Below are 20,266 nucleotides of genomic sequence, written 5' to 3' on the forward strand. Positions count from 1 at the left end.
GGACGGTCCTTTTACGACCGTGAATGAAACGATTTACTGATGTTCCTGAACCACATGAACCACACCAAGAAAAGAGGAAGCATGCTAGTAACAACGAAGACGTTGCGACGGAAGCGGATCCGCCTTGCGGCGCTCGCATCCATTGCCGCGTTGGGCACAGTGGCCGCGCTGGCCGGATGCTCACCGTCGTCAAGCGATTCGGGCAAGGTGACGATCACCCTCTCCGGGCCCAACCAGTTCACCAGCGACGCGAACACGTTCGGCCCTGCCTGGGAAAAGCTGGTTGCCAGTTTTGAAAAGGACAACCCGAACATCACGTTGAAGACCAACGTGCTGCCGCTCACCTCGTGGGCACAGACATCCGCCGCGCAACTGACCGCAGGCACGGCTCCCGAGCTGATCTTCAACCAGACGCAGCACACGCCCGAGCAGGTCCTCTCGCTGGATGATGCGCTCAAGAAGAAGAACCCCTTCTCCGACAGCGGCAAGTCCTGGAACGACGACTTCATTCCGCAGTACTGGAAGGACTCTGACCAGCTCATCAACACGGCCGGTCACCACGAGGCGATTCCGTTCAACCTGGTCGCGGTCGGCATGTACTTCAACAAGGACATCCTCGCGAAGGCGGGGGTGAAGGAATCGGATCTCAAGACGTTCGATGGATTCCTCAGCGCCTGCAGCGCCATCAAGAGCGCGGGCTTTGCGCCGGTCGCAACGGACAACGGCAACCTGCCCGCCGGCTGGGCTTACGTGGCGCTGGGCTCCATGCTGCTGAACCCCGAAGCGGAGAAGATCAACCAATTCGCCTCGGACGGCAGCGCGGGCACGGCCAAGATCGTGACGAAGAAGAGCATTGCCCACGCCTACCTCACGGGTGAGCTCAACGTCACCACCGATCCGGGATCAGCCGAGGTGCTGAAGCTGATGAAGAAGTTCTACGACAGCTGCGCAACTCCGAACTGGTCGGGAATCAAGTCGCAGGGCGCCTTCACCGGCGGAACGGACTTCACCGGCGGCAAGGCTGCGATGGCCTGGGGCACGAACTTCGCCACCACGGGGCTCGCCGACGCGGGCTTCAAATACGGCACGGTGCCCTTCCCGACGCTCTCAAAGAGCGACTCGAGTCTCGCGACCGGAGACCCGGCCAAGTTCGGCGTCACCGCTGGCGGAACCGCCTACATGATTCCGGCCTACATCAAGGGCGCGAAGCGGGATGCGGCCATCAAGTTCCTGCAGTACGTTTCGAGCCCCAAGATTCAGTCGTGGCTCAACAAGACCGGTGGCATCCCCGCCGCGAATGGTCTGACGGCCCCTCCCGGACTCGAAGCCATGAGCACGGGAGACTGGGCGACCGTTCCTCCGCTCGGCCAGGGTGGGCTCTTCCAGGTACCCGCCGCTATCGCCGCGCAGAACAAGTACGAGGGCTATCTCCTCGGCAGCACGTCGCTGAAAGACACGCTGAAGACGCTGAATGCCAACGGGATCGCGTGGAGCAAGGAGCAAGCAGTACAGGGCAAGTGGACCGAGGACTGGGCCACAAAGAAGTAGGGCGCGACTGACTCGCGCTGTGCACGACAGGGGCGGGCCATCGGCAACGGTGGCCCGCCCCTGATGCAAGACCAGCTTCAACGACGAAGGGGATGTCATGAAACGACGAATGATCGCGGCCCTGACCGCGGGAACACTGGCGGCGCTGGCGCTGACCGGAGTGAGCCAGCCCGTCTGGGCGGCCAGCAACACCTTTTACGTGAACAACCAGACGGGCTCCAATTGCAGTGACGCCGGACCGGCGACGCAGGCACAGCCCTGGTGCACGTTCACCCCCATCAACTCACACGGCGCATTCAGCGCTGGCGACCAGATTCTTCTCGCCCGGGGCGCAACCTGGAACCAGCAGATGAACCTCTCGGGCTCGGGCACCGCATCCGATGGCATCTCTGTCAGCGCATACGGAAACGGTGACAACCCGAAGATCAGCAGAAACGGATCGGTAGACGATCGGGGCATCAAGCTCGTCAACGGAGACTACTGGAGCTTCAGCCACCTGGAGGTCTCCAATGCGGCCTCGGGCATCCTGGCGTTCTACGACACCACCGGCCACAACGGCCTGAGCTTCACCGACATCTATGTGCACGACATCAAAGGCGTGATCTACTACGCGGCCAACGGCACCGGCGACAAGGTTGCCAGCGCCGTGGCAGACAACGTGCGCAACTCCTCCGGCATCCAGATCACCGGTAAGCACACGACGTTCTCCGCATCCGATTACTTCATCAGGGGCGTGCGGATGGATAACATCAGCGGCGACCACAACCTGAACACCGTCGGCATCGACATGCTCGGAGTGGGCGAACAGATCACCTCCAACGTGGGCGGCAGTGGCGGAGCCGGCGCGAACATGGTGCAGGACGTCGTGATCAATCACCTTGCCAGCCACCACGACAACTGGCAGTGCGACGAGGCCCTGCGCCTTTTCACCGTCAAGCACGCGGTCATCATGAACTCCGACCTGAACGACGAGGCGCCCTGCTGGAACGTCGGCGGCACAACGACAGTGATTCTGGGGCACCTCGAAGACGTGTCGATAGTGAACTCGATGTTCACCAACGTGAATCACACCGGCTCGAACGATGAGAATGCGCTCGACTTCGAGATCTTCAACAACAACGTGAGGGCCCAGAACTCTCTGTTCGCGAACACCGCTGGCTCGGCAATGTCGTTCCTGCGCCTCGGAGGCCGCCCCGGCGACTATTCGACGAATAACGAGGCGTCATCCAACGTGATGATCAACAACGGGGTGGCTCAGAACTTCGGGCCGATTCTGGTGCTCAACGGCGCCGACGCCGCGTCTCCCATCACGGGAACCATCAAGGACAACATCAACGTCAACAGGAACTTCCTCTACGACCAGGGCAACGGCTTCGCCGGCTTCTCGACCACGAACAACACGACGCTTTCCAACGGAAGCGGAGACGTCTACTTCTCCGCGGCCGATTTCAGCGGAACGCAAGGCCTGAACGGCTGGTCGTACCAGTCGCTCAACGGCAACAAGTATGTCGACCTGGTCTATGACGCCGCGGGCAAGAAGTGGACCCCGTCCGACAGGTCGGTGCCCGAGATCACCCAGTTCGACCAGAATCCCGACACCTCGGCGGCGCACTGGGTTGCCCGAGCGTGGACCGCACCGAGCACCGGAACGGTGAGCCTGCGCGGGCGCATTCTCAAGTCGGATAACACCGGCAAGGGCAATGGAATCCTTGCCCGCATCACCAAGAACGGCAAGCAGATCTGGCCGGCGAGCGGCACGCAGGCCGTCGCCGCAGGGGACGAGTACACGGGCGTCAATTACGTGCTCGACAACCTGTCGGTGAACGCCGGCGACATCATCCGCTTCGAGACGAACTCGGGCAAGGCGCAGGGCGGCACCGATGCCCAGCAGAACAGTTCAGGCAACGGCAAGGCGGCATACGACCAGGCGAGCTGGACGCCGAGCGTGAGCTATACCTCACGCCCGAGCCAGGCGTATAACTGGGGCTTCAACGGCGGTCACGAAGCGGGATGGGCCGTCTACGGGGCGGCATCGTCAAACGCCCCCGGCACGGATCTCAGTGCACTCAACCTGACGTCCAGCGGAAACGACCCGCGCATCGAGTCGCCGAATCCGCTGCACCTCAACGCCGCTGCGGCCACGACAGTGACAGTGCGAATGAGCAACGATACGAGCAGCACCACCGGGCGAATCTACTTCACCACCACGTCCTCGCCCGGCGCCAGCGAATCGAAGGCTCTACCCTTCACGGTGAAGCCGCACAGCGGATACACGACGTACACGATAGACATGGCGTCGAATCCGTTGTGGACCGGTGAGGTCAACTGGATGCGTGTCGATCCGATCGACACGACCGGTAAGACGAATATCGACAGCATCGTGGTCTCCGGAACCGGCGACCTCTACGTGAACCGTTTGCTTGACGGCAGTTTCGAGGACCAGTCGGCAAACTTCTACACGTACCGGCCGACCGGCGTGTGGCAGTACAGCGGCAGCGCCGGCGTGCAGCGCAATCACAGCGCCTTCAGCGGCACACAGGGCGCGGCTTCAGGCCAGCAGACGGCCTTCATTCAGGGCACGGACTCGGTAAAGCAAACGCTGAACCTGTCGGCCGGAAGCCACACCGTGACGTTCGCGGTCGACCAGCGCACGAACAACGGTGGCGCCCAGGCGCTCGACTTCTACGTGGACGGTGCCAAGATCAATACCACGCCGTTCACGCCGCCGTCGGGTGGAGGCTTCCGAAGCTTCACAACGCCAAGCTTCACGACGACGGCAGGGCAGCACACCATTCAATTCGTGGGAGCCAACGCCGGGGACAACACCGCATTCCTCGACGCGGTCGCGATGCATTGAGGCGTCACTGGCGCGGCAGTGCCGGTGAATACAGTGCCCATCAACACAGTGCTCGTGACCACAGAGAAGGAGAACGATGAACGACGTGGATGCCGCAACCTCCTTTGCCGCCGTCATCCGCAGTCTTGAGGCGGGCACGTCGGGCCCTGATCCGCGCACGGATGTGGACACCGCCTCGCTCGTCGAGCGGTATCCGCAGCTGGGCACGGTGAGCGTGCGAGACATCCGTGTGCCGGTGCGCCACGGAGACATCGCCGCACGGCTCTATCTGCCGACGGGGGCGCCGCGGGGCGCCCTCGTCTGGGCCCACGGCGGCAGCTTCATCGGCGGCAACCTCGATATGCCCGAGGCCAACTGGGTTTCGCTCGCCTTAGCTGCCCGCGGCTTCACCGTGCTGTCGGTCGAATACACCAAGGCGCTGTTCGGGGTGCACTTTCCCGTGCCGTCGCTCGACCTGCTCGACGCATGGAACTGGGCCGTCGCCGAGCTCGGGGTGAGCGTCGATGCCATGCATCTGGGCGGCGCCAGTGCGGGCGGATGCCTGTCCGCCGGCGTCGGCGTGCGGCTGCGCGACGGCCAGGGGCCGTTGCCAGCCTCGCTCGTGCTTGTCTATCCGCTGGTTCACACTGTGCTTCCCGATGGTTCGGCCGCCGCCCGCGCGGCGGCCGAGACGCTGTCTCCGGGCGACCGGTTTCCGCAGAGCATGGTGACGGCGATTGCCGACAACTATTTGGGCGCCGAGCAGAGTGCCACCGACCCCTATGCCTACGCGGGCAATGCGCAACTCACGGGCATGCCGCCGATTTTCATTCTCAATTCGGAGCGCGACGAGCATCGCTATTCCGGGGAGGAATTCGCGCGCCAGGCGATGGATGCCGGCGTGCCGGTGAACGTCACCTATGAACCGGGCAGTCGGCACGGTCACCTCGATCGACCGCACACGGTCGAGGCGCAGCGCAGCATCGCCCGCATCGCCGACTGGTTGGACCGGTTTTCGACAGACGCCTCGCTGTAAGGAGTTCAGCATTCGCAATCGTGCGCGCATCCGCCCCCAGCCTCTCGACGCCGCGCCTCTCGACCCCGCGCGATTTGCCAACCCCACCGCGGATGACCGGCCGGGCATCCGCTGGTGGTGGCAAAGCCCGGTCTCGAACGCGCAGCTCACCCGCCAGCTGCACGCGATAGCCGACGCGGGCTTTCGCGAGGTGGAGATCGCCTTCAGCCGGGGATTCTGGGGCGATGACAGACAGCGCGATGCTCTCACGGCAATTCTGACGGAGGCGGAGCGCCTCGGCGTCGGAGTGGCCATGACGCTGGGCGCCTCGTGGCCGCTGCAGACGCCGAACACCGAGGTCGGCACCGGTTTCAGCACCCAGGAACTGCAGTACGGCTCGGTGGCGATCCCCGCCGGACAATCCGGTACGGTGCGCGTTCCGGCGGCGTTCGACGACCTCGACGGCGAACGCCCCTCGACACTCGTGCGCGTCACCGCGGCCCGGGTGCTGCAACGGAATGAGCCGCCCACCATCGTGCCGCTCGACGATCCGTATGCACCGCCTCGCGGAGTCATCACGCCGCCCGACGCATCCACCGTGCTGGAGGCGGAATCCCTTCTCGACCTGACCTCCCAGCTCGTCGACTCCGCTGTCGACTCCACTGTCGACTGGGAGGCGCGCGACGGCGACTGGATGCTCTTCGCCTTCTGGATGCGCGACTGCGAGCAGGGCGAGACGAGTTTTCTTGATGGCCACGCCGCTGTCGCCGCCACCGAATATCTCGACGAGCATCAGATCGGCACCGACAATCGTGAGCTTCTGCGCCGGGCCGGCACCGAACTCTTCGAGGATTCCCTTGAGCTCAACGCGGACTCGCTGTTCTGGACATCCGGGTTGATCTATCGCTTCGCACAACGTCACGGCTACGACGTGACGCCCTACCTGCCGCTGCTCTTCGCGCACGGCATGTGCAGGTTCTGGGTGCCGAACGAGGAGCCGGTGGCCGACTTCGAGCTCGACACCGGCATCGGCGCCCGGGTGCGCCGCGACTACTACCGCCTGCTGACCGACCTCTACATCGGCGAACACCTGCTGCCGCTGCAGGAGTGGTCGGCGGCCCATGGCCTGCAGCACAAATCGCAGCTGGCCTACGGCCAGAACCTCGAAGCGATCCGCGGCAATCGCGAGTTCGTGCGAGCCGGTGGTCGAGCCGAGGGCGAGTCGCTGAACGCCGGCGACCGAGCGCCGATCGACCGCACGGATGCCACGTGGCGCTTTGCGCTCGACTGGCAGCGTTGCGTCGTGGCCGGCGCACATCAGGGCGGTGCGGTGCGCGTCAGCACCGAGCTCGGCGCGCAGTTTCGGGCGGCCTACGCCTTCACGCTTGGGGACCTGCAGCAGATGCTCGCCAAGGAGTGGGCGGTCGGCATCACGAAGCCCTTCGTGCACGGGGTGGCCACGCAGCAGCCGGGATCGCCCTGGCCCACGCAGACGCGCTTTCAGCACATCGTCTCGGACAGCTGGAACGATACGCATTTTCCCGAATGGGCGAACTGGAAGCCCCTCACCGACTACTGGGCTCGGGGAACCGTCGTGCTCGAGACCGGGGTGCCGCGCACAGACATCGCCATCTATCGCGACGGCTTTCTCACCACCGCCGCGCGCGGCGTGCGGGACGAGACCCTGGACGCGACGGCGCCGTCTCGCCTCGCCGACACGGAGGCGCTCGAGTTTGCGGGTTTCACCGTGCAGTTCATCGACCCCATCGGGCTCGCGGAGGCGGGTGCCATTGGCGATGACGGCACCGTGTTTTCCGAGGGGCCGGCCTACCGGGGCCTCATCGTCGACGAGCGGGCCATTTCGCCCGAGGCGGCCGAGGCGCTCGCAGACGCGGCCGAGCAGGGCGTGCGCGTCGTCATCGTCGGCGAACCGCCGTCGGTCGATTCCGGCTTCGGTCACGGCCCGGCTGGCGACGAACGCGTGCGGGTCGCTCTCGCGCGTGCGCTCGCGCAGCCATCGACCGTGCGGGTGCAGACCATGTCGCAGGCGGCCGCGGCCTTCGCGCGGCTGGGGTTGACGCCGAGGCTGACCGTGGACGGCGCGGCCCTGCTCTCGCAGTGGCGGGAGGCGGGATCGTGTCGCTACGTGCTCGTGTACAACACGCTGGCGTATCCGGTTTCTGCGCGGTTGTCACTCGAGGGAGTCGGTCGGGTGCGCGAGCTCGAGTTGTGGGGCGGCAGCATCCTGCCCGCCGAGCACCTGGCGCAGGATGCTCGCACGCTCGTGCCGACGCAGATTCCCGCGCTCGGCGTGCGGGTGTTCGAACTCGATCTGGCCGTTGCGCCGTCGACCGTAGCCGCGCTCGGCGAGCACACCGTCCCGGATGTCGAGCTCGGCCTCGAAGACTGGCACCTGCATGTGGTCAGCGAGGAGCCGGACGGCCCCCGCACCATCGAGCTCGACGGGGCAGGCCCGGGAGACTGGCGCGGGATCGAGGAGCTCAAGGACGTCTCGGGCGTGGGCCGCTATACGGCGCGGGTCGTCGTGGGCGACCAGCGTCTGGCCTCTCGCTCGGCCGCAATCGAGCTCGGAGCGCTCGCGGGGTCCGCCGTGGTTCGTGTCGGCGGCCGGGTCTTCGGCACCGCTTACGTCAGCGACACCGCCATCGACCTCGGCGACGCGCTCGCTGGTGCCCTCGATGGCGGCGCCGATACCGGAGCCGAGATCGAGATCGAGGTGCGCACCGCCCTGCGCAACGCCGTCATAGCGCACGACGTCTCAGACCTCTTCGACGAGACCTCGTCTCGGCCTCAGGGCCTGATCGGCCCCGTGACGGTTCGACTCACCTCGCGCAATTCAGGAGTGGAGCGGCGTGAGTGACACCGGAGCGCGGCCCGGGGTTACGCCCGAGCAGCATCCGGGGAATCGAGCAGTTCGGCGAGGAGCGCCGCAACGCGCGCCTTGATCTCGTCGCGGATGGGGCGCACGGTCTCGATGCCCTGGCCGGCCGGATCGTCGAGCTGCCAGTCTTCGTAGCGCTTGCCGGGGAAGACGGGGCAGGCGTCGCCGCAGCCCATCGTGATGACCGCGTCGGCCTGACGTACGGCATCCGTCGTCAGAATCTTGGGCTGCGCACCGGCGATGTCGATGCCCACCTCGGCCATGGCCGCTATGGCCACCGGGTTGATCTGCTCGGCCGGCTCGGAGCCCGCGGAGAAGACGTCGACCGCCCCTTCTGAGAGGGAGGCAGCGAAGCCGACGGCCATCTGCGAGCGCCCCGCATTGTGCACGCAGACGAAGAGGATGGCGGGCTTTTCGGTCATGGGTCGATGGTATCCCGGTGCTCTCGCTTGCTCACTCCTGAACCACGCAAACGGATGTGACGGCAATCAGGCCGCCATGCGCTCGCCCTCGCGAACGCCGGCGGTGACGAGCAGCGCGTCGTCGTGAGCATCCAACCGCACGACGCCGCCATCGGTGAGCTCACCGGTCACCAGAAGGTCGGCGATGCGGTCGTCGATCTCGTGCTGGATCAACCTGCGCAGCGGACGCGCGCCGTACTCCGCCTCGTAACCGTGCTCGGCGATCCAGTCGATCGCGGCATCGTTCGTATCGAGTGTGATGTCGTGTTGACGCAGGCGCGCCGAGGTGGCGTCCAGCAGCAGGCGCACGATGTCGCGCAACTGCGCGGTGTCGAGCTTGCGGAACAGCACTATCTCGTCGATGCGGTTGAGGAACTCGGGGCGCATGGCCTCTCGCAGCTTGCCCATCACCCGGTCGCGCAGATCCTTCTCGGAGGAGAACCCGCTCGCGTCGGCCGAGGCTCCGACCGGCACGAATCCGAGAGCACCACTGCGGGATGCCAGGAACTCCGAACCGAGGTTCGAGGTCATGATGACCACCGCGTTGCGGAAGTCGACGGTGCGCCCCTGACCGTCGGTCAGGCGTCCGTCGTCGAGCACCTGCAGCAGCAGGTTGAACACGTCTGGATGAGCCTTCTCGATCTCGTCGAAGAGAATGACCGAGTACGGGTTGCGGCGAACGCGCTCGGTCAGCTGACCCGCCTCGTCGTAGCCGACGTATCCCGGAGGGGCACCGACCAGTCGCGCGACCGTGTGCCGCTCGCCGAACTCGCTCATGTCGAAGCGCAGCATCGCCTTCTCGTCGCCGAACAGCGAGGCGGCGAGGCTCTTCGCCAACTCGGTCTTGCCGACGCCGGTCGGTCCGAGAAAGAGAAAGCTGCCGACCGGGCGGTTGGCGTCGCCGAGTCCCGTACGGTTGCGGCGAACGGCCCTGGCGACCGCCGTGACGGCGTCGTGCTGTCCGATCACACGCTCGTGCAGTTCGGTCTCGAGCAGTGCGAGGCGTTCGCGGTCGGCTTGCCCGATGCGGCTGACCGGGATGCCGGTGGCACGTGAGAGAACCGCGGCGATCTCCGCTTCGTCCACGACGGCGTCGAGCTGGGGCGTGCCGCTGATCGAGTCGAGCGAGTGCTGCACCGATTCGATCTCATCGCGCACTCGAGATGCCTCCTCGTAGTGCTCGGCAGCGACGGCGGAGTTCTTCTCCGACTCGAGCTCGGCCAGGCGCTCCATGAGGCTGGATGCGTCGACCCGCTTGCCCAGCGACAGGCGCAGGCGCGCGCCCGCCTGGTCAATCAGGTCGATCGCCTTGTCCGGCAGGAATCGGTCGCTCACGTAGCGCGCCGAGAGCTCGACGGAGGCGCGGATGGCGTCATCCGTGTACCGCACGCCGTGGTGCTCTTCGTAGGCGCCGCGCAGCCCCGAGAGAATCTGTACGGCGTCCTCGATGCTCGGCTCACCGACCGTCACGGGCTGGAAGCGGCGCTCGAGAGCGGGATCCTTCTCGATACGGCGGTACTCCTTGAGCGTCGTCGCACCGAGAAGGTGCAACTCACCGCGGGCCAGACGGGGCTTGAGGATGTTGCCGGCATCCATACCGCTGCCGTCTCCCGCGCCGCCGGTACCGACGACGGTGTGCAATTCGTCAATGAACACGACGAGCTCATCGCGACGGGCGCTGATCTCGTCCATGAGCGCCGTCAGGCGCTCCTCGAAGTCTCCACGGTAACGGGTGCCGGCGAGCATCGCGGCCAGGTCGAGCGCTATCACGCGCTTCTCTCGCAGCTGCTCGGGCACGCCACCCTCGACGATGGCCCGCGCGAGACCCTCGACTACCGCCGTCTTACCGACGCCGGCCTCGCCGACCAGCACCGGGTTGTTCTTGGTGCGCCGCGAAAGAATTTCGACGGTCTGCTCGATCTCGTCGAGGCGCCCGATCACCGGATCGAGCTTGCCCTCGCGTGCCAGCTGGGTCAGGTCGGTACCGAACTTGTCGAGCATCGGGGTCTCATATTCGTCGTCTGACCGCGCATCGTCGGACTCCGGCGCCCCCACGGTGGCCGATTCACGCATCGCGGAAGTGAGCGCCTCCGGCGTGACGCCCGCGGCCTGCAACACCTGCCCGGCGGGTGAGTCCTGGGCTATCACGAGCGCGAAAAACACGTGTTCCGGATCGATATAGGTCGAGCCGGATGCGCGCGCCACCTGGAAGGCGTGGAACAGCACGCGCTGCGTCGACGGCGTGATGGCAGCCGAATCGACGTCGAGGCGCGAGACACCATCACGCGGGAGGCGCTGCTCGGCGGAACGGGCGATGGCGGCCGGGTCGCCGCCGATGCGGCGCACCGCGTCGGATGCCGGCTCCTGGGTGACGAGCACGCGCAGGATGTGCAGGGCGTCGAGTTCACGGTGACCGTGGCCGAGCGCGAAGCGACCGGCCTCGGCGAGCACCTCCTGGGTGCGTCGGCTGAGGTAGCGGCTGATGTCGACGGACTGCGTGGCGCGCGCACGCTCGCCCGCGAGATAACGGGCCAGAAACTCGTCGAACGAGTTGCCGCCGTCACTTTCCGGAGTGAAGTTCTCGGGCACGAATTCTCCTAATTGCTCAAGTTGAGTCGTCCTTACTCAACTTTTAACAAGGAGGGTCGCGCGGTATTCCCGCGGCCTCGCCGCGGTGCCGGCTGCGGCATCCGTCGTCACATTCTCCTCGTGCGCAATTCCGGAGCGGAGCGGCGTGTCGTGGCCGGCCATGCGGATGCGCGGGGTGCGACACGCCTCCACTCCTGAATTACGAGGGTGTTCGTGCGGGTTTCGAGACGCTCGTTCCTCGCTCCTCAACCGGCATTAGCCCCGAGCTCAGTAACGGTAGACGGTGGCGGCGGTAGGCACACCGCGGGGACCGTAGGGCGCCTTCTCGAGCCAGGCGGATGCCGCGGCGTCTTCGGGAGCGCGCCCGGCCGCCTCGGTGATGCGCGCCTCGGTCTCCGCATCCGGTCGCAGATGGGTGAGCGCCTCGCCGGCTGCCGCGCAGTTGAACTGCGCCGCCGAGCGCCGCGCCAGGCTGAAGGCCTCGACGGCGCTCGCGGCCAGGGCCGGGTTGGTTGCGGTCAACGCGGTGTTGATAGCGAGGGCCGCGCTCTCGGCATCCGGAACACCGGAGTTGAGTCCGCGCGCCCCGAACGGCGCAAACAGGTGGGCCGCCTCGCCGACCAGCAGCACCCTGCGGGCCGGGTCGGCGAAGTCGTGCGCCACCAGCTGCATGAACTGGTAGGTCGACACCCAGGTGATGCGCTCGGCATACTCGGGCGGCATCACCTTGCTGAGCCACACCTTCACGCCTTCTTCACCACTGAAGCGCTCGGGGTCGTCTTCGGGCAGGCACTGCAGGTCGACGCGCCAGCCGCCGGCGAAGGGCACGATCAGAATGTTGCGGCCATCGACGGCGGGGTGCTCGTAGTGGAAGATGCGCTCGGTGGCCAGCGTGGGGTTCTCCAGCTCGGCAACGTCGACCACGACGTACCAGCCGTCGTCTCTGTCGCCCTCCATGCGGGCACCGATCTGCTTGCGCACCACCGAGCGGGCGCCATCCGCGCCGATCACATACTCGGCAGTCCAGGTGGTGCCGCCCGCCGTCGTAAGGGTGACCCCGGCATCCGTTGAATCGACGCCCGTCACCTCCTGCGAGAACGCGAATTCGACACCGGATGCGACGGCGCGCTCCAGCAGATACTTCTCGATGTGCACCTGCGGCAGGCTCGTGAAGTGCGGCCGCGTACCGGGAGCGGGGTCGGGGTACGTCTTGGCGTACACCTCCTTGCCGCGGTGGAAGGTGCGCTGCGTGTTCCAGTAGTCGCCGTGCTCGCTGAGCTCATCGGCGAGGCCGGGGCTGAGCCTGTCGAGCACGTCGAGAGTGTTCGTGTGCGTGAAGATGGCACGGCTTCCCGGTCGACCGCGGCCCTCGGGACCGGCTTCCAACACCGTGACGTCGCGGCCGAGCGCGCGCAGGGCGAGCGCAGCGGTCAGGCCGACCGGGCCAGCGCCGACGATGAGAATTTGGCGGTGTTCAGACATGCTGCTCCTGGGTGCTGGTCACGACGAGTGCGTCGAGAACGATGGGGCCGGTGCCGGTGAGGCGCACGGGGTTGAGGTCGATTTCCTGAATGTCGTCGTGCCGGCAGATCACATCGCCCACGGTGACGATCACGCGGGCGAGAGCGTCACGGTCGACGGCCGCGCCGCCACGGTGCCCGGCACGGATGCTCTCGGGCAGCCGGTCGATGGCGTGCAGCGCCTGCGCGGTGCTGACGGGAGCAACGGTGAGAATCGGCTCGCCGCCGAGTTCCACGTCCACCCCGCCGACGCCGAGCAGCACGACGGGGCCGAAGGCGGGGTCGCGGGTGGCGCCGACGATCAGCTCGACGCCGCGCTCGGCCTGCGCCTCGATGAGGTACCGGCGCGGGTTCGCGCCGGGAATGCGGTCTATCGCGTCCAGCGCCTGCGCGAGCTCGACCGCCGTGCGCACGCCCACGTGCACGCCGCCGACATCCGACTTGTGCGTGATGGAAGCGTCGAGCACCTTCACCACGACGGGCCCGCCCAGTTCGGCCAGCGCCGCTTCGGCGGCGGCGCGGTCAGTGGCGACCCGGCGCGCGGGCAGCAGCAACCCCTCCGCCTCAAACAGGGCCTTGCTCTCGTCTTCGTCGAGCACGCGACCCAGTGGCTGACCGTGCGCGGGCGTCTCCGAGCCGGCGGATGCCTGCCCTTGTCTCAGCTGCGCCCTCGCGTCGTCGATGACCGCCGCTGCACCGCGAGCCAACGCATCCGGTGAATCGAAGAGCGGCACCCCGATGGCCTGCAGCGCGTCTCGCCGCGCGTCGAGAGCGGCGGTCGTGCCGCCCGAGGCGAAAAGCGCAGGAACCGATGAGTTGTGCAGGGCGCCTGCAGGATCGAGCGCGCCCGGCTCGTCGAGCGCGTAGACGGCGAGCAGGTCTACCGCCGCATCGCCGGTGACCGCCGTGACGATGGCGGGGAACGTCTCCCCCGGCCGGCCGGTGTCGACGGGGTTCTTCTGGTAGGTGAGCGGCGGCAGCAGCGTGGCGATGGTGGCCCGGCTGGCATCCGACAGCGTGGGCACGCTCACGTGGCGTGAGGCCAGTGCGTCGGCGATGATCAGGCCTGGTCCGGCCTGGCCGGTGATGACGCCGACGCCCGCGTGGTCGCCCGCGGGCAGTCGCACCTGGCTGAGCGCCGTGAGCGCGTCGACGAGTTCGGTCGGGTTGTCCACCACCACGGCGCCGCTTTGCGCGAGCGCCTGCCGTGCGGTCTGGTACGAACCGGTCAGGGCTCCCGTGTGCGATTTGGCGAAGTCACCCACGTCGTTCTTGCCCACCTTGAGCACGACTATCGGCTTACGCTCTGCCACCCGACGCACGGCGGCCATGAGCGCGCGGCCGTCGCTGACGCCCTCGACGTGCAGGCCGACGGCGGTGGTCGCGTCGTCCTCGGCGAGGTAATCGAGCACGTCGACGAAGCCCACGTCTACCGCGTTACCGAGGCCGGCGGCGAGCCGCAGCCCCACGTTCGCGCGGGCAAGCATGAACGACAGCGCCAGGTTCACGCCGCCGCTCTGCGCGACTATCGAGACACCCCCGGCACGCAGTTCGGTGACCGAGGGCATGAAGTTGGCGCACACGCCGTCGACGGGGTTGATGAAACCGGAGGTGTTGGGGCCCAGCAGCCGGATGCCGCCGGCACGCGCCGCCTGGATCACCCGCTCCTGCAGCGCCGCGCCTTCGTCACCGCTCTCGGCGAAGCCGCCCGAGCAGATCACCGCCGCGCGCACGCCCGCCGCGCCGCACTGCTCGAGCGCAGTCGGAACGGCTCCCGGCGGCACGACAAGCACGGCAAGCTCGGGCGCCTCCTCGAGGTCGGCGACGCTCGCGTATGCTCGACGGCCGAGAATCTCGCCGCCCCGAGGATTGATCGGGTACAGCCGCCCGGTAAAGGTCGCCAGCGATTGCATCATCGCGTATCCGGCCTTCTCGGGAGAGGCACTCGCGCCTATGACGGCGATGCTTTTCGGCGCGAAAAGCGCATCGAGAGAACTGGTCATGGGGGAGCTGCTCCTACCGGCGTTGGTCAGTTGACATTATCATCAACGAGCGCCGAGGCAAATGTCAAGTAATGAAAAAGGGCGCACGTGCGGCAGGTTTCGAGACGGCGGCTTCGCGCGCCTCCTCAGCCAGCGAAGAGGCTCTGCTGGTTGAGGAGGGCTCGACGAAGGAGGGCCCGTCTCGAAACCAGCGGCCCGCGAGCCCCTACGCAGAGGTGGTGTGCACGCTCACGCTGTCGGTGAGCTCGGGCGCGTGTGCGCCCACGATCTGACGCACGCGCACCGTGGCGGGGTCGCCGAGGCCGTCGTAAACGGCGCGGAAGATCGCTCGGGCATCCGCTCGTGGCCATTCGGCAGGCAGCAACTCGCCCGGCAGTTCCGGGTCGATGTTCGGCATCGAACGCCATTCGTCCATCACCTGGGTGCGGGCATGCAGCGCCTCCGACGGCGACACGCTGCCGGCGAGCAGCCGCGCCTGAATCGGCTCCATGCGGGCAATGAATGCCTGGTACTCGCCGCGCACGGCCTGCAGATTCCACGCGTCGATCGGGTGACCATACTCGACACCAGTGCCCAGTTCGCGACCGACGAGAACCGTCGCGGATGCCACCGCCACCTCATCGAGAATCGCCTGCACCTCAGAGCTCAACGGCCGCGGCGACACCCACAGCCCGTCGTAGAGCGGAGCGAATCCGAGCCAACGCAGCCGGGCACGCAGCTGATGCCGGATGCTGCGCTGATGTTCCGGCACAGAGAACGCCACGTAGGTCCACTGTCCGTCCCACGGTTCGGGGTCGGAGCCGAACGAAACAATACGATCGAGTCCGGTCGTCAAAATGTGGCGCGCCTGTTCGGTGAGCCTGTAGTACGTTCGGCGACCGATCTTGCTCGAAGACAGCAGGCCCCTGCGGGAGAGTCGACTCAGCGCGGCCCTCGCGCCCGGGGTCGAGACGCCGAACTCCGCGAGCAGATCCACCAGCGCCCCGGAGGGAACCACGGAGTCCCCGGAGATCCAGTAGTCGCCCAGCAGGGTGAGCAAAAGGTGTTGCGGATGCTGGCCATCCCGCACGCTCGCGTTGGGGGGAAGGTTCGCATCCGTCTCGTCGTCGAGAGCGATGGAGGGCGCTGAAGTCACGAATCGAGTGTATCGCCGCGCCCGATCCGGTCAGCGTTGCGCGCGTGGCATTGCTGGCGATCAGATGTTTTTAGTTGACTCTCTTCTTAACGATCGTTAGTGTGAATGCACACTGGCAGTTGCCTGCACCCGCTGCCGCCACCCGAACACATCCGTCGTTCGAGCTATCAATGGAGATAAGAACATGGCCAAACGCAGTATTACCGCCGCGATTGCTGTCGCCGCGGCACTCGCCCTCCTCACCGGCTGCTCATCTGCAGCAACCCCCGCCGCGACCGCAAAGACGGTTTCAGACCCCGCCCTTGCCTCGCTCATCAAGGCCGCGCAGAAGGAAGGCTCGCTCACCTTCTACTCGGTTCCCCCGGAGGCAACCGCCCAGGCTCTCGCCGACAAGTTCAAGGCGGATTACGGCATCGAGGCCAAGTTCGTGCGCGGCACGGCCGGAACCCTCGCCACCCGCATCTCTTCCGAGGCGACCGCCGGAGCCCTCGCGGCCGACATGGTCATGATCTCCGATTCGGACTTCGTGACCCAGGCCATCGACAAGAAATGGCTCGAGACGCCCAAGGCCGCCGATCTTCCCGGCTATCCCTGGTCCATTCCCAAGGGCTCCCTGCACGACGACGGAAACGTCACCATCCAGTACGCACCATCGGGATTCTCCTACAACACCGACGCGGTGAGTAAGTCCGACGTTCCGAAGGTGTGGGACGACCTGCTCAAGCCCATGTTCAAGGGCAAGGTGCTGGTGCCGAACCCCGGCTCCTCCCCCGCCGCCGTTGAGTTCTGGTACATGGTGGAGCAGAAGTACGGTATCGACTTTCTCAAGAAGCTCGCTCCGCAGATTCCTCGCTTCTACGACAGCGTCGTTCCCATGACCGAGTCGCTTGCCGCAGGCGAGGGCGCGATAGGTGTTCCCAACGTGGCCGCCGCCGTCGGACCGGCCGCCGCCAAGGGCGCCCCGGTCGACATCGTCTACCCCGACCTCACCACGGGCCCGGAGATCGTGCCTCTCATCGCAAACAAGGCAGCCCACCCGAACGCCGCCAAGCTGTTCTCGATCTTCCTCATGTCAAAGGAGGGCAACGCCATTCTGAACAAGGACCCCGGGCTGGTCGGACCGTACGACACCGACAAGCTTCCCAAGGACTGGACACGCGTCGACCGTGATGCTGCCGCCGCAGCCAAGTCGGAGATCATGAACGCCCTGGGCGCGAAGTAACGGCAAACGACACGACGCCGACCAGGGAGAAGGACACGAAATGAGCACCCAACTGCGCGAGGCACCCGGTAGCCCGGGCCCCGACACGCACGGTTCCGATGAGAACGGTGTCGGGGCATCCGACGCCGCCCTCGTCAGGGCACGCAGGCGCTCGTTCACGCCCTTCTCCCTGGGCAGCGTCGTTCTCGCCCTGGCGCTGGCGGCCCTCGCCGTCTACCCGCTCATCGCCCTCGTCGGCAGCATCGCCGCCCAGGGCGGGGCACCCGTCGTCGGGGCCTTCACCCAACCCGACCTCGGCGAGCTGGTTCTCAACACGCTCATTGTCGTGGGCGTGAGCACGGCCATCGCGCTGGTGATAGGCGCCCTCCTGGCGTGGGTCAACGAGCGAACGGATGCGAGCCTCGGCGTCATCACCGATGCGATGCCGATGATTCCGTTCATGCTGCCGCCCATCGCCGGCGCCATCGGCTGGGTGCTGCTGCTCTCGCCCCAGGCCGGCTACCTCAACGGCTTCATCCGTTCGGGCCTCGACCTCGTCGGGGTGCACCTCGACAAAGGCCCGTTCGACATCTACACCTGGTACGGCCTGATCCTCGTCTACACGATCTACGCCGTGCCGTACAGCTTCATGATGTGCAGCGCGGGGCTGCGCAACTTCGATCCGGCCCTCGAAGAGCAGAGCCGGGTGAGCGGCGCCGGCCTCTGGCGCACACTGCGCAAGGTCACCATTCCGGGAATGCTGCCCAGCATCCTCGGCGCCGCACTGTTGATTCTCTGGAGTGGATTCGGCCTCTTCTCCATTCCCGCCGTCATCGGCAAGGGCGCCAACATCAGCATCCTCTCGGTGCGCATCGTCGACCTGCTCTCGTTCACCTTTCCGCCGAAGATCGGCGCGGCCGTTGGCTTGTGCCTCATCGTCGTGGTGTTCGTGGCCATTGCCTGGTGGCTGCAGAGCCGGGTTCTCAAGGGCGGCAGGTTCTCAACCATCGGCGGCAAGGGCCAGCGGGCAACGCGCATCAAGCTGGGCAAGGCCAAGCTGCCGGTGCGCATTCTGGTTCTGGCATATGTGGGCGTCACCACGGTGCTGCCCATTCTGGCGCTGGTCATCGTGGCGCTGAACGGATACTGGACCCTCAACATCCGCTGGGCGAAACTGAGCCTCAACGCCCTCTTTCAGGCTGTCTTTCAGGATGTCGCAACCCAGCAGGCGCTGCAGAACAGCCTCATGCTCGGACTGTTGGGTGCCACCATCGGCATCGCTGCCGCCGCCATCGTCTCGCTCTACGTGGTGCGCTCACACAGCAGGCTCGCCCGGTTCATCGACGGCGCCATCAAGCTGCCCTCGACGCTTTCGCACATTGTCATTGCCGTGGGATTCGTGCTGGCCTTCGCCGGGGCGCCGTTCCATCTGGGCGGCACCATCCTGATTCTGTTGCTGGCCTATATCGCGCTCTACCTGCCGCAGGCCGCCGTCTCGGCCGACACGGCGGTGGGTCAGGTGGGCCCCGAACTGGCCGAGGCGTCGCGCGTCGCCGGCGCCGGAGAGGGACGCACCTTTCGCAAGATCTATGCCCCACTCATGCTGCCCGGCCTCATAGCCGGTTGGGCACTGCTGTTCGTGCGCATGATCGGCGACCTCACCGCGTCATCCATTCTCGCCGGCACCAACAACAACGTCGTGGGCTTTCGCATTCTGGAGATCTACCAGAACGGCTCGTTCTCTCTTCTCGCCGCGCTCTCCACGGTGCTCACCGTGATCAGCGCCGTGATCGTCATCGGCGTGCTGGTGGTCTCTCGCAGGAGCGAACGCCAGGGCCGCAAACTGAACTCTGGAGGCCCCCTTGCCTAGCGCCGTCGACACCCAGTCCCAGCCGCAGGGCCGTGGCCTTGTGGCAACCGACCAGGTTCCCGTCGTACGCATCACCGATGTGGTCAAGCGCTTTCGCCGCGGCGACGGCACCGTGGCCAACGCCATCGATGGGGTGTCGTTCGATGTGATGCCGGGCGAGTTCGTGGTGCTCTTGGGGCCCAGCGGATGCGGCAAGACGACGCTTCTGCGCACCCTCGCCGGGCTGGAGCAGGCCGACAGCGGCGAGATCGAGATTCGCGGCGCCACCGTTTATTCGGCAAAGAAGGGGATAGAGCTCGCTCCCGAACGCCGTCGGCTCAGCATGATCTTTCAGTCGTACGCGCTGTGGCCGCACATGACGGGCTTCGACAACGTGGCGTACCCACTGCGCAGTCGCAAGACCGACAAGCTCTCGAAGGATCAGATTCGCGAAAACGTTGACCGCGTCTTCGCGATGGTGGGCGTGAGCGAGTTGCGCGGCCAGTATCCGGGCCAGATGAGCGGCGGCCAGCAGCAGCGCGTCGCGCTCGCTCGCGCCCTCGTCGGCGGTGACGACCTGGTGCTTTTCGACGAGCCGCTCTCCAATGTGGATGCGAAGGTGCGCGAGTCCCTGCGCCGGGAACTGCTCGAGATGCAGCGCGAACTCGGCTTCGCCGCGGTGTATGTGACTCACGATCAGAACGAGGCCATGGAGCTCGCCCATCGCGTGGCGGTCATGGGCAACGGCAAGGTGCAGCAACTCGGCCAGCCGCACGAGGTCTACCTGCGGCCCACCAGTCGCTACGTCTCGAAATTCGTCGGCACCACCAACGAGATTGCCGGCACCGTCGCATCCATCGATAACGGCGCCGTCGTCGTCACGACGGAGGTCGGCGAGGTGCACGGCCTGGTCGGCAATGACTCGCTCGAACCGGGCATGCAGGTCGTCGCGTCGTTCCGGCCCGAGCAGGGCGTGGTGACCGCCGCCGACCCGGGGCCCGGCGTCAACCGCTGGTTCACCGTGGTCGACCGCATGTTGTTTCTCGGCGCCCAGACCGAGCAGATCGTGCGCCTGGGTGGTTTCGAACTGCGACTCGTCACGCTCGGCATGGTCGATCGGCACAGCGGAGACTCCGCGTGGGTGACCGTGGCACCCGAGAACGTGCGCGTGCTGCCCGCGAGCTGAACCGACGTGTGCGTAGCGATA

At 66.4% G+C, this 20,266-nt stretch carries 12 protein-coding genes; 7 read left to right on the forward strand and 5 right to left on the reverse strand.

Translation table 11 applies throughout. The features are described 5' to 3' along the window. The first annotated feature begins 81 nt into the window (after positions 1 to 81). The 4 genes from ASC63_RS04360 (at position 82) to ASC63_RS16045 (ending at position 8,280) form a co-directional block, all read left to right on the forward strand. Positions 82 to 1,548, forward strand: a complete 1,467-nt coding sequence (locus tag ASC63_RS04360) for an ABC transporter substrate-binding protein (protein WP_162242875.1) — start codon at positions 82 to 84, stop codon at positions 1,546 to 1,548. A 97-nt stretch (positions 1,549 to 1,645) separates the two neighbouring features. Continuing rightward, a complete protein-coding gene (locus tag ASC63_RS04365) occupies positions 1,646 to 4,405 on the forward strand; it encodes a hypothetical protein (protein ID WP_157487573.1) in 2,760 nt (919 codons plus the stop codon). A 76-nt stretch (positions 4,406 to 4,481) separates the two neighbouring features. After that, positions 4,482 to 5,420, forward strand: coding sequence for an alpha/beta hydrolase (locus ASC63_RS04370; RefSeq protein ID WP_055810277.1), 939 nt, complete (start codon positions 4,482 to 4,484; stop codon positions 5,418 to 5,420). Continuing rightward, positions 5,305 to 8,280, forward strand: coding sequence for a glycosyl hydrolase (locus tag ASC63_RS16045; RefSeq protein WP_082487197.1), 2,976 nt, complete (start codon positions 5,305 to 5,307; stop codon positions 8,278 to 8,280). The genes ASC63_RS04370 and ASC63_RS16045 overlap by 116 nt, the downstream gene beginning before the upstream one ends. 20 nt (positions 8,281 to 8,300) lie before the next feature. Here ASC63_RS16045 and ASC63_RS04375 read toward each other — a convergent pair whose 3' ends face one another. The 5 genes from ASC63_RS04375 to ASC63_RS04395 form a co-directional block, all read right to left on the reverse strand. After that, positions 8,301 to 8,723, reverse strand: coding sequence for an arsenate reductase ArsC (locus ASC63_RS04375; RefSeq protein ID WP_055810279.1), 423 nt, complete (start codon positions 8,721 to 8,723; stop codon positions 8,301 to 8,303). A gap of 66 nt (positions 8,724 to 8,789) precedes the next feature. Then, positions 8,790 to 11,351 carry an ATP-dependent Clp protease ATP-binding subunit gene (locus ASC63_RS04380; protein ID WP_055810281.1) on the reverse strand — a complete coding sequence of 854 codons (2,562 nt, stop codon included), beginning with the start codon at positions 11,349 to 11,351 and terminating at the stop codon, positions 8,790 to 8,792. 267 nt (positions 11,352 to 11,618) lie between these two features. Next, on the reverse strand, positions 11,619 to 12,833 hold the full coding sequence (locus ASC63_RS04385; RefSeq protein WP_055810284.1) for an FAD-dependent oxidoreductase: 1,215 nt from the start codon (positions 12,831 to 12,833) through the stop codon (positions 11,619 to 11,621). After that, the gene (locus ASC63_RS04390) at positions 12,826 to 14,874 is read right to left on the reverse strand and encodes an acetate--CoA ligase family protein (protein ID WP_055810286.1); all 2,049 of its coding nucleotides are present in this window, start codon (positions 14,872 to 14,874) and stop codon (positions 12,826 to 12,828) included. The genes ASC63_RS04385 and ASC63_RS04390 overlap by 8 nt, the downstream gene beginning before the upstream one ends. A 205-nt stretch (positions 14,875 to 15,079) precedes the next feature. After that, positions 15,080 to 16,009, reverse strand: coding sequence for a PaaX family transcriptional regulator (locus tag ASC63_RS04395; protein WP_200936773.1), 930 nt, complete (start codon positions 16,007 to 16,009; stop codon positions 15,080 to 15,082). A 184-nt stretch (positions 16,010 to 16,193) separates the two neighbouring features. Between ASC63_RS04395 and ASC63_RS04400 the strand changes: the two genes are divergently transcribed. From ASC63_RS04400 to ASC63_RS04410, 3 genes are read left to right on the forward strand one after another with little or no spacing between them, the layout of a single operon-like run. Continuing rightward, on the forward strand, positions 16,194 to 17,231 hold the full coding sequence (locus ASC63_RS04400; protein ID WP_055810288.1) for an ABC transporter substrate-binding protein: 1,038 nt from the start codon (positions 16,194 to 16,196) through the stop codon (positions 17,229 to 17,231). 40 nt (positions 17,232 to 17,271) lie between these two features. Then, positions 17,272 to 19,080 carry an ABC transporter permease gene (locus ASC63_RS04405; RefSeq protein WP_055810290.1) on the forward strand — a complete coding sequence of 603 codons (1,809 nt, stop codon included), beginning with the start codon at positions 17,272 to 17,274 and terminating at the stop codon, positions 19,078 to 19,080. After that, positions 19,073 to 20,245 carry an ABC transporter ATP-binding protein gene (locus ASC63_RS04410; protein WP_200936775.1) on the forward strand — a complete coding sequence of 391 codons (1,173 nt, stop codon included), beginning with the start codon at positions 19,073 to 19,075 and terminating at the stop codon, positions 20,243 to 20,245. The genes ASC63_RS04405 and ASC63_RS04410 overlap by 8 nt, the downstream gene beginning before the upstream one ends. Positions 20,246 to 20,266 lie beyond the last annotated feature (21 nt).

It is taken from the genome of Leifsonia sp. Root112D2, assembly GCF_001424905.1.
In the GTDB taxonomy this organism is placed as follows: domain Bacteria; phylum Actinomycetota; class Actinomycetes; order Actinomycetales; family Microbacteriaceae; genus Root112D2.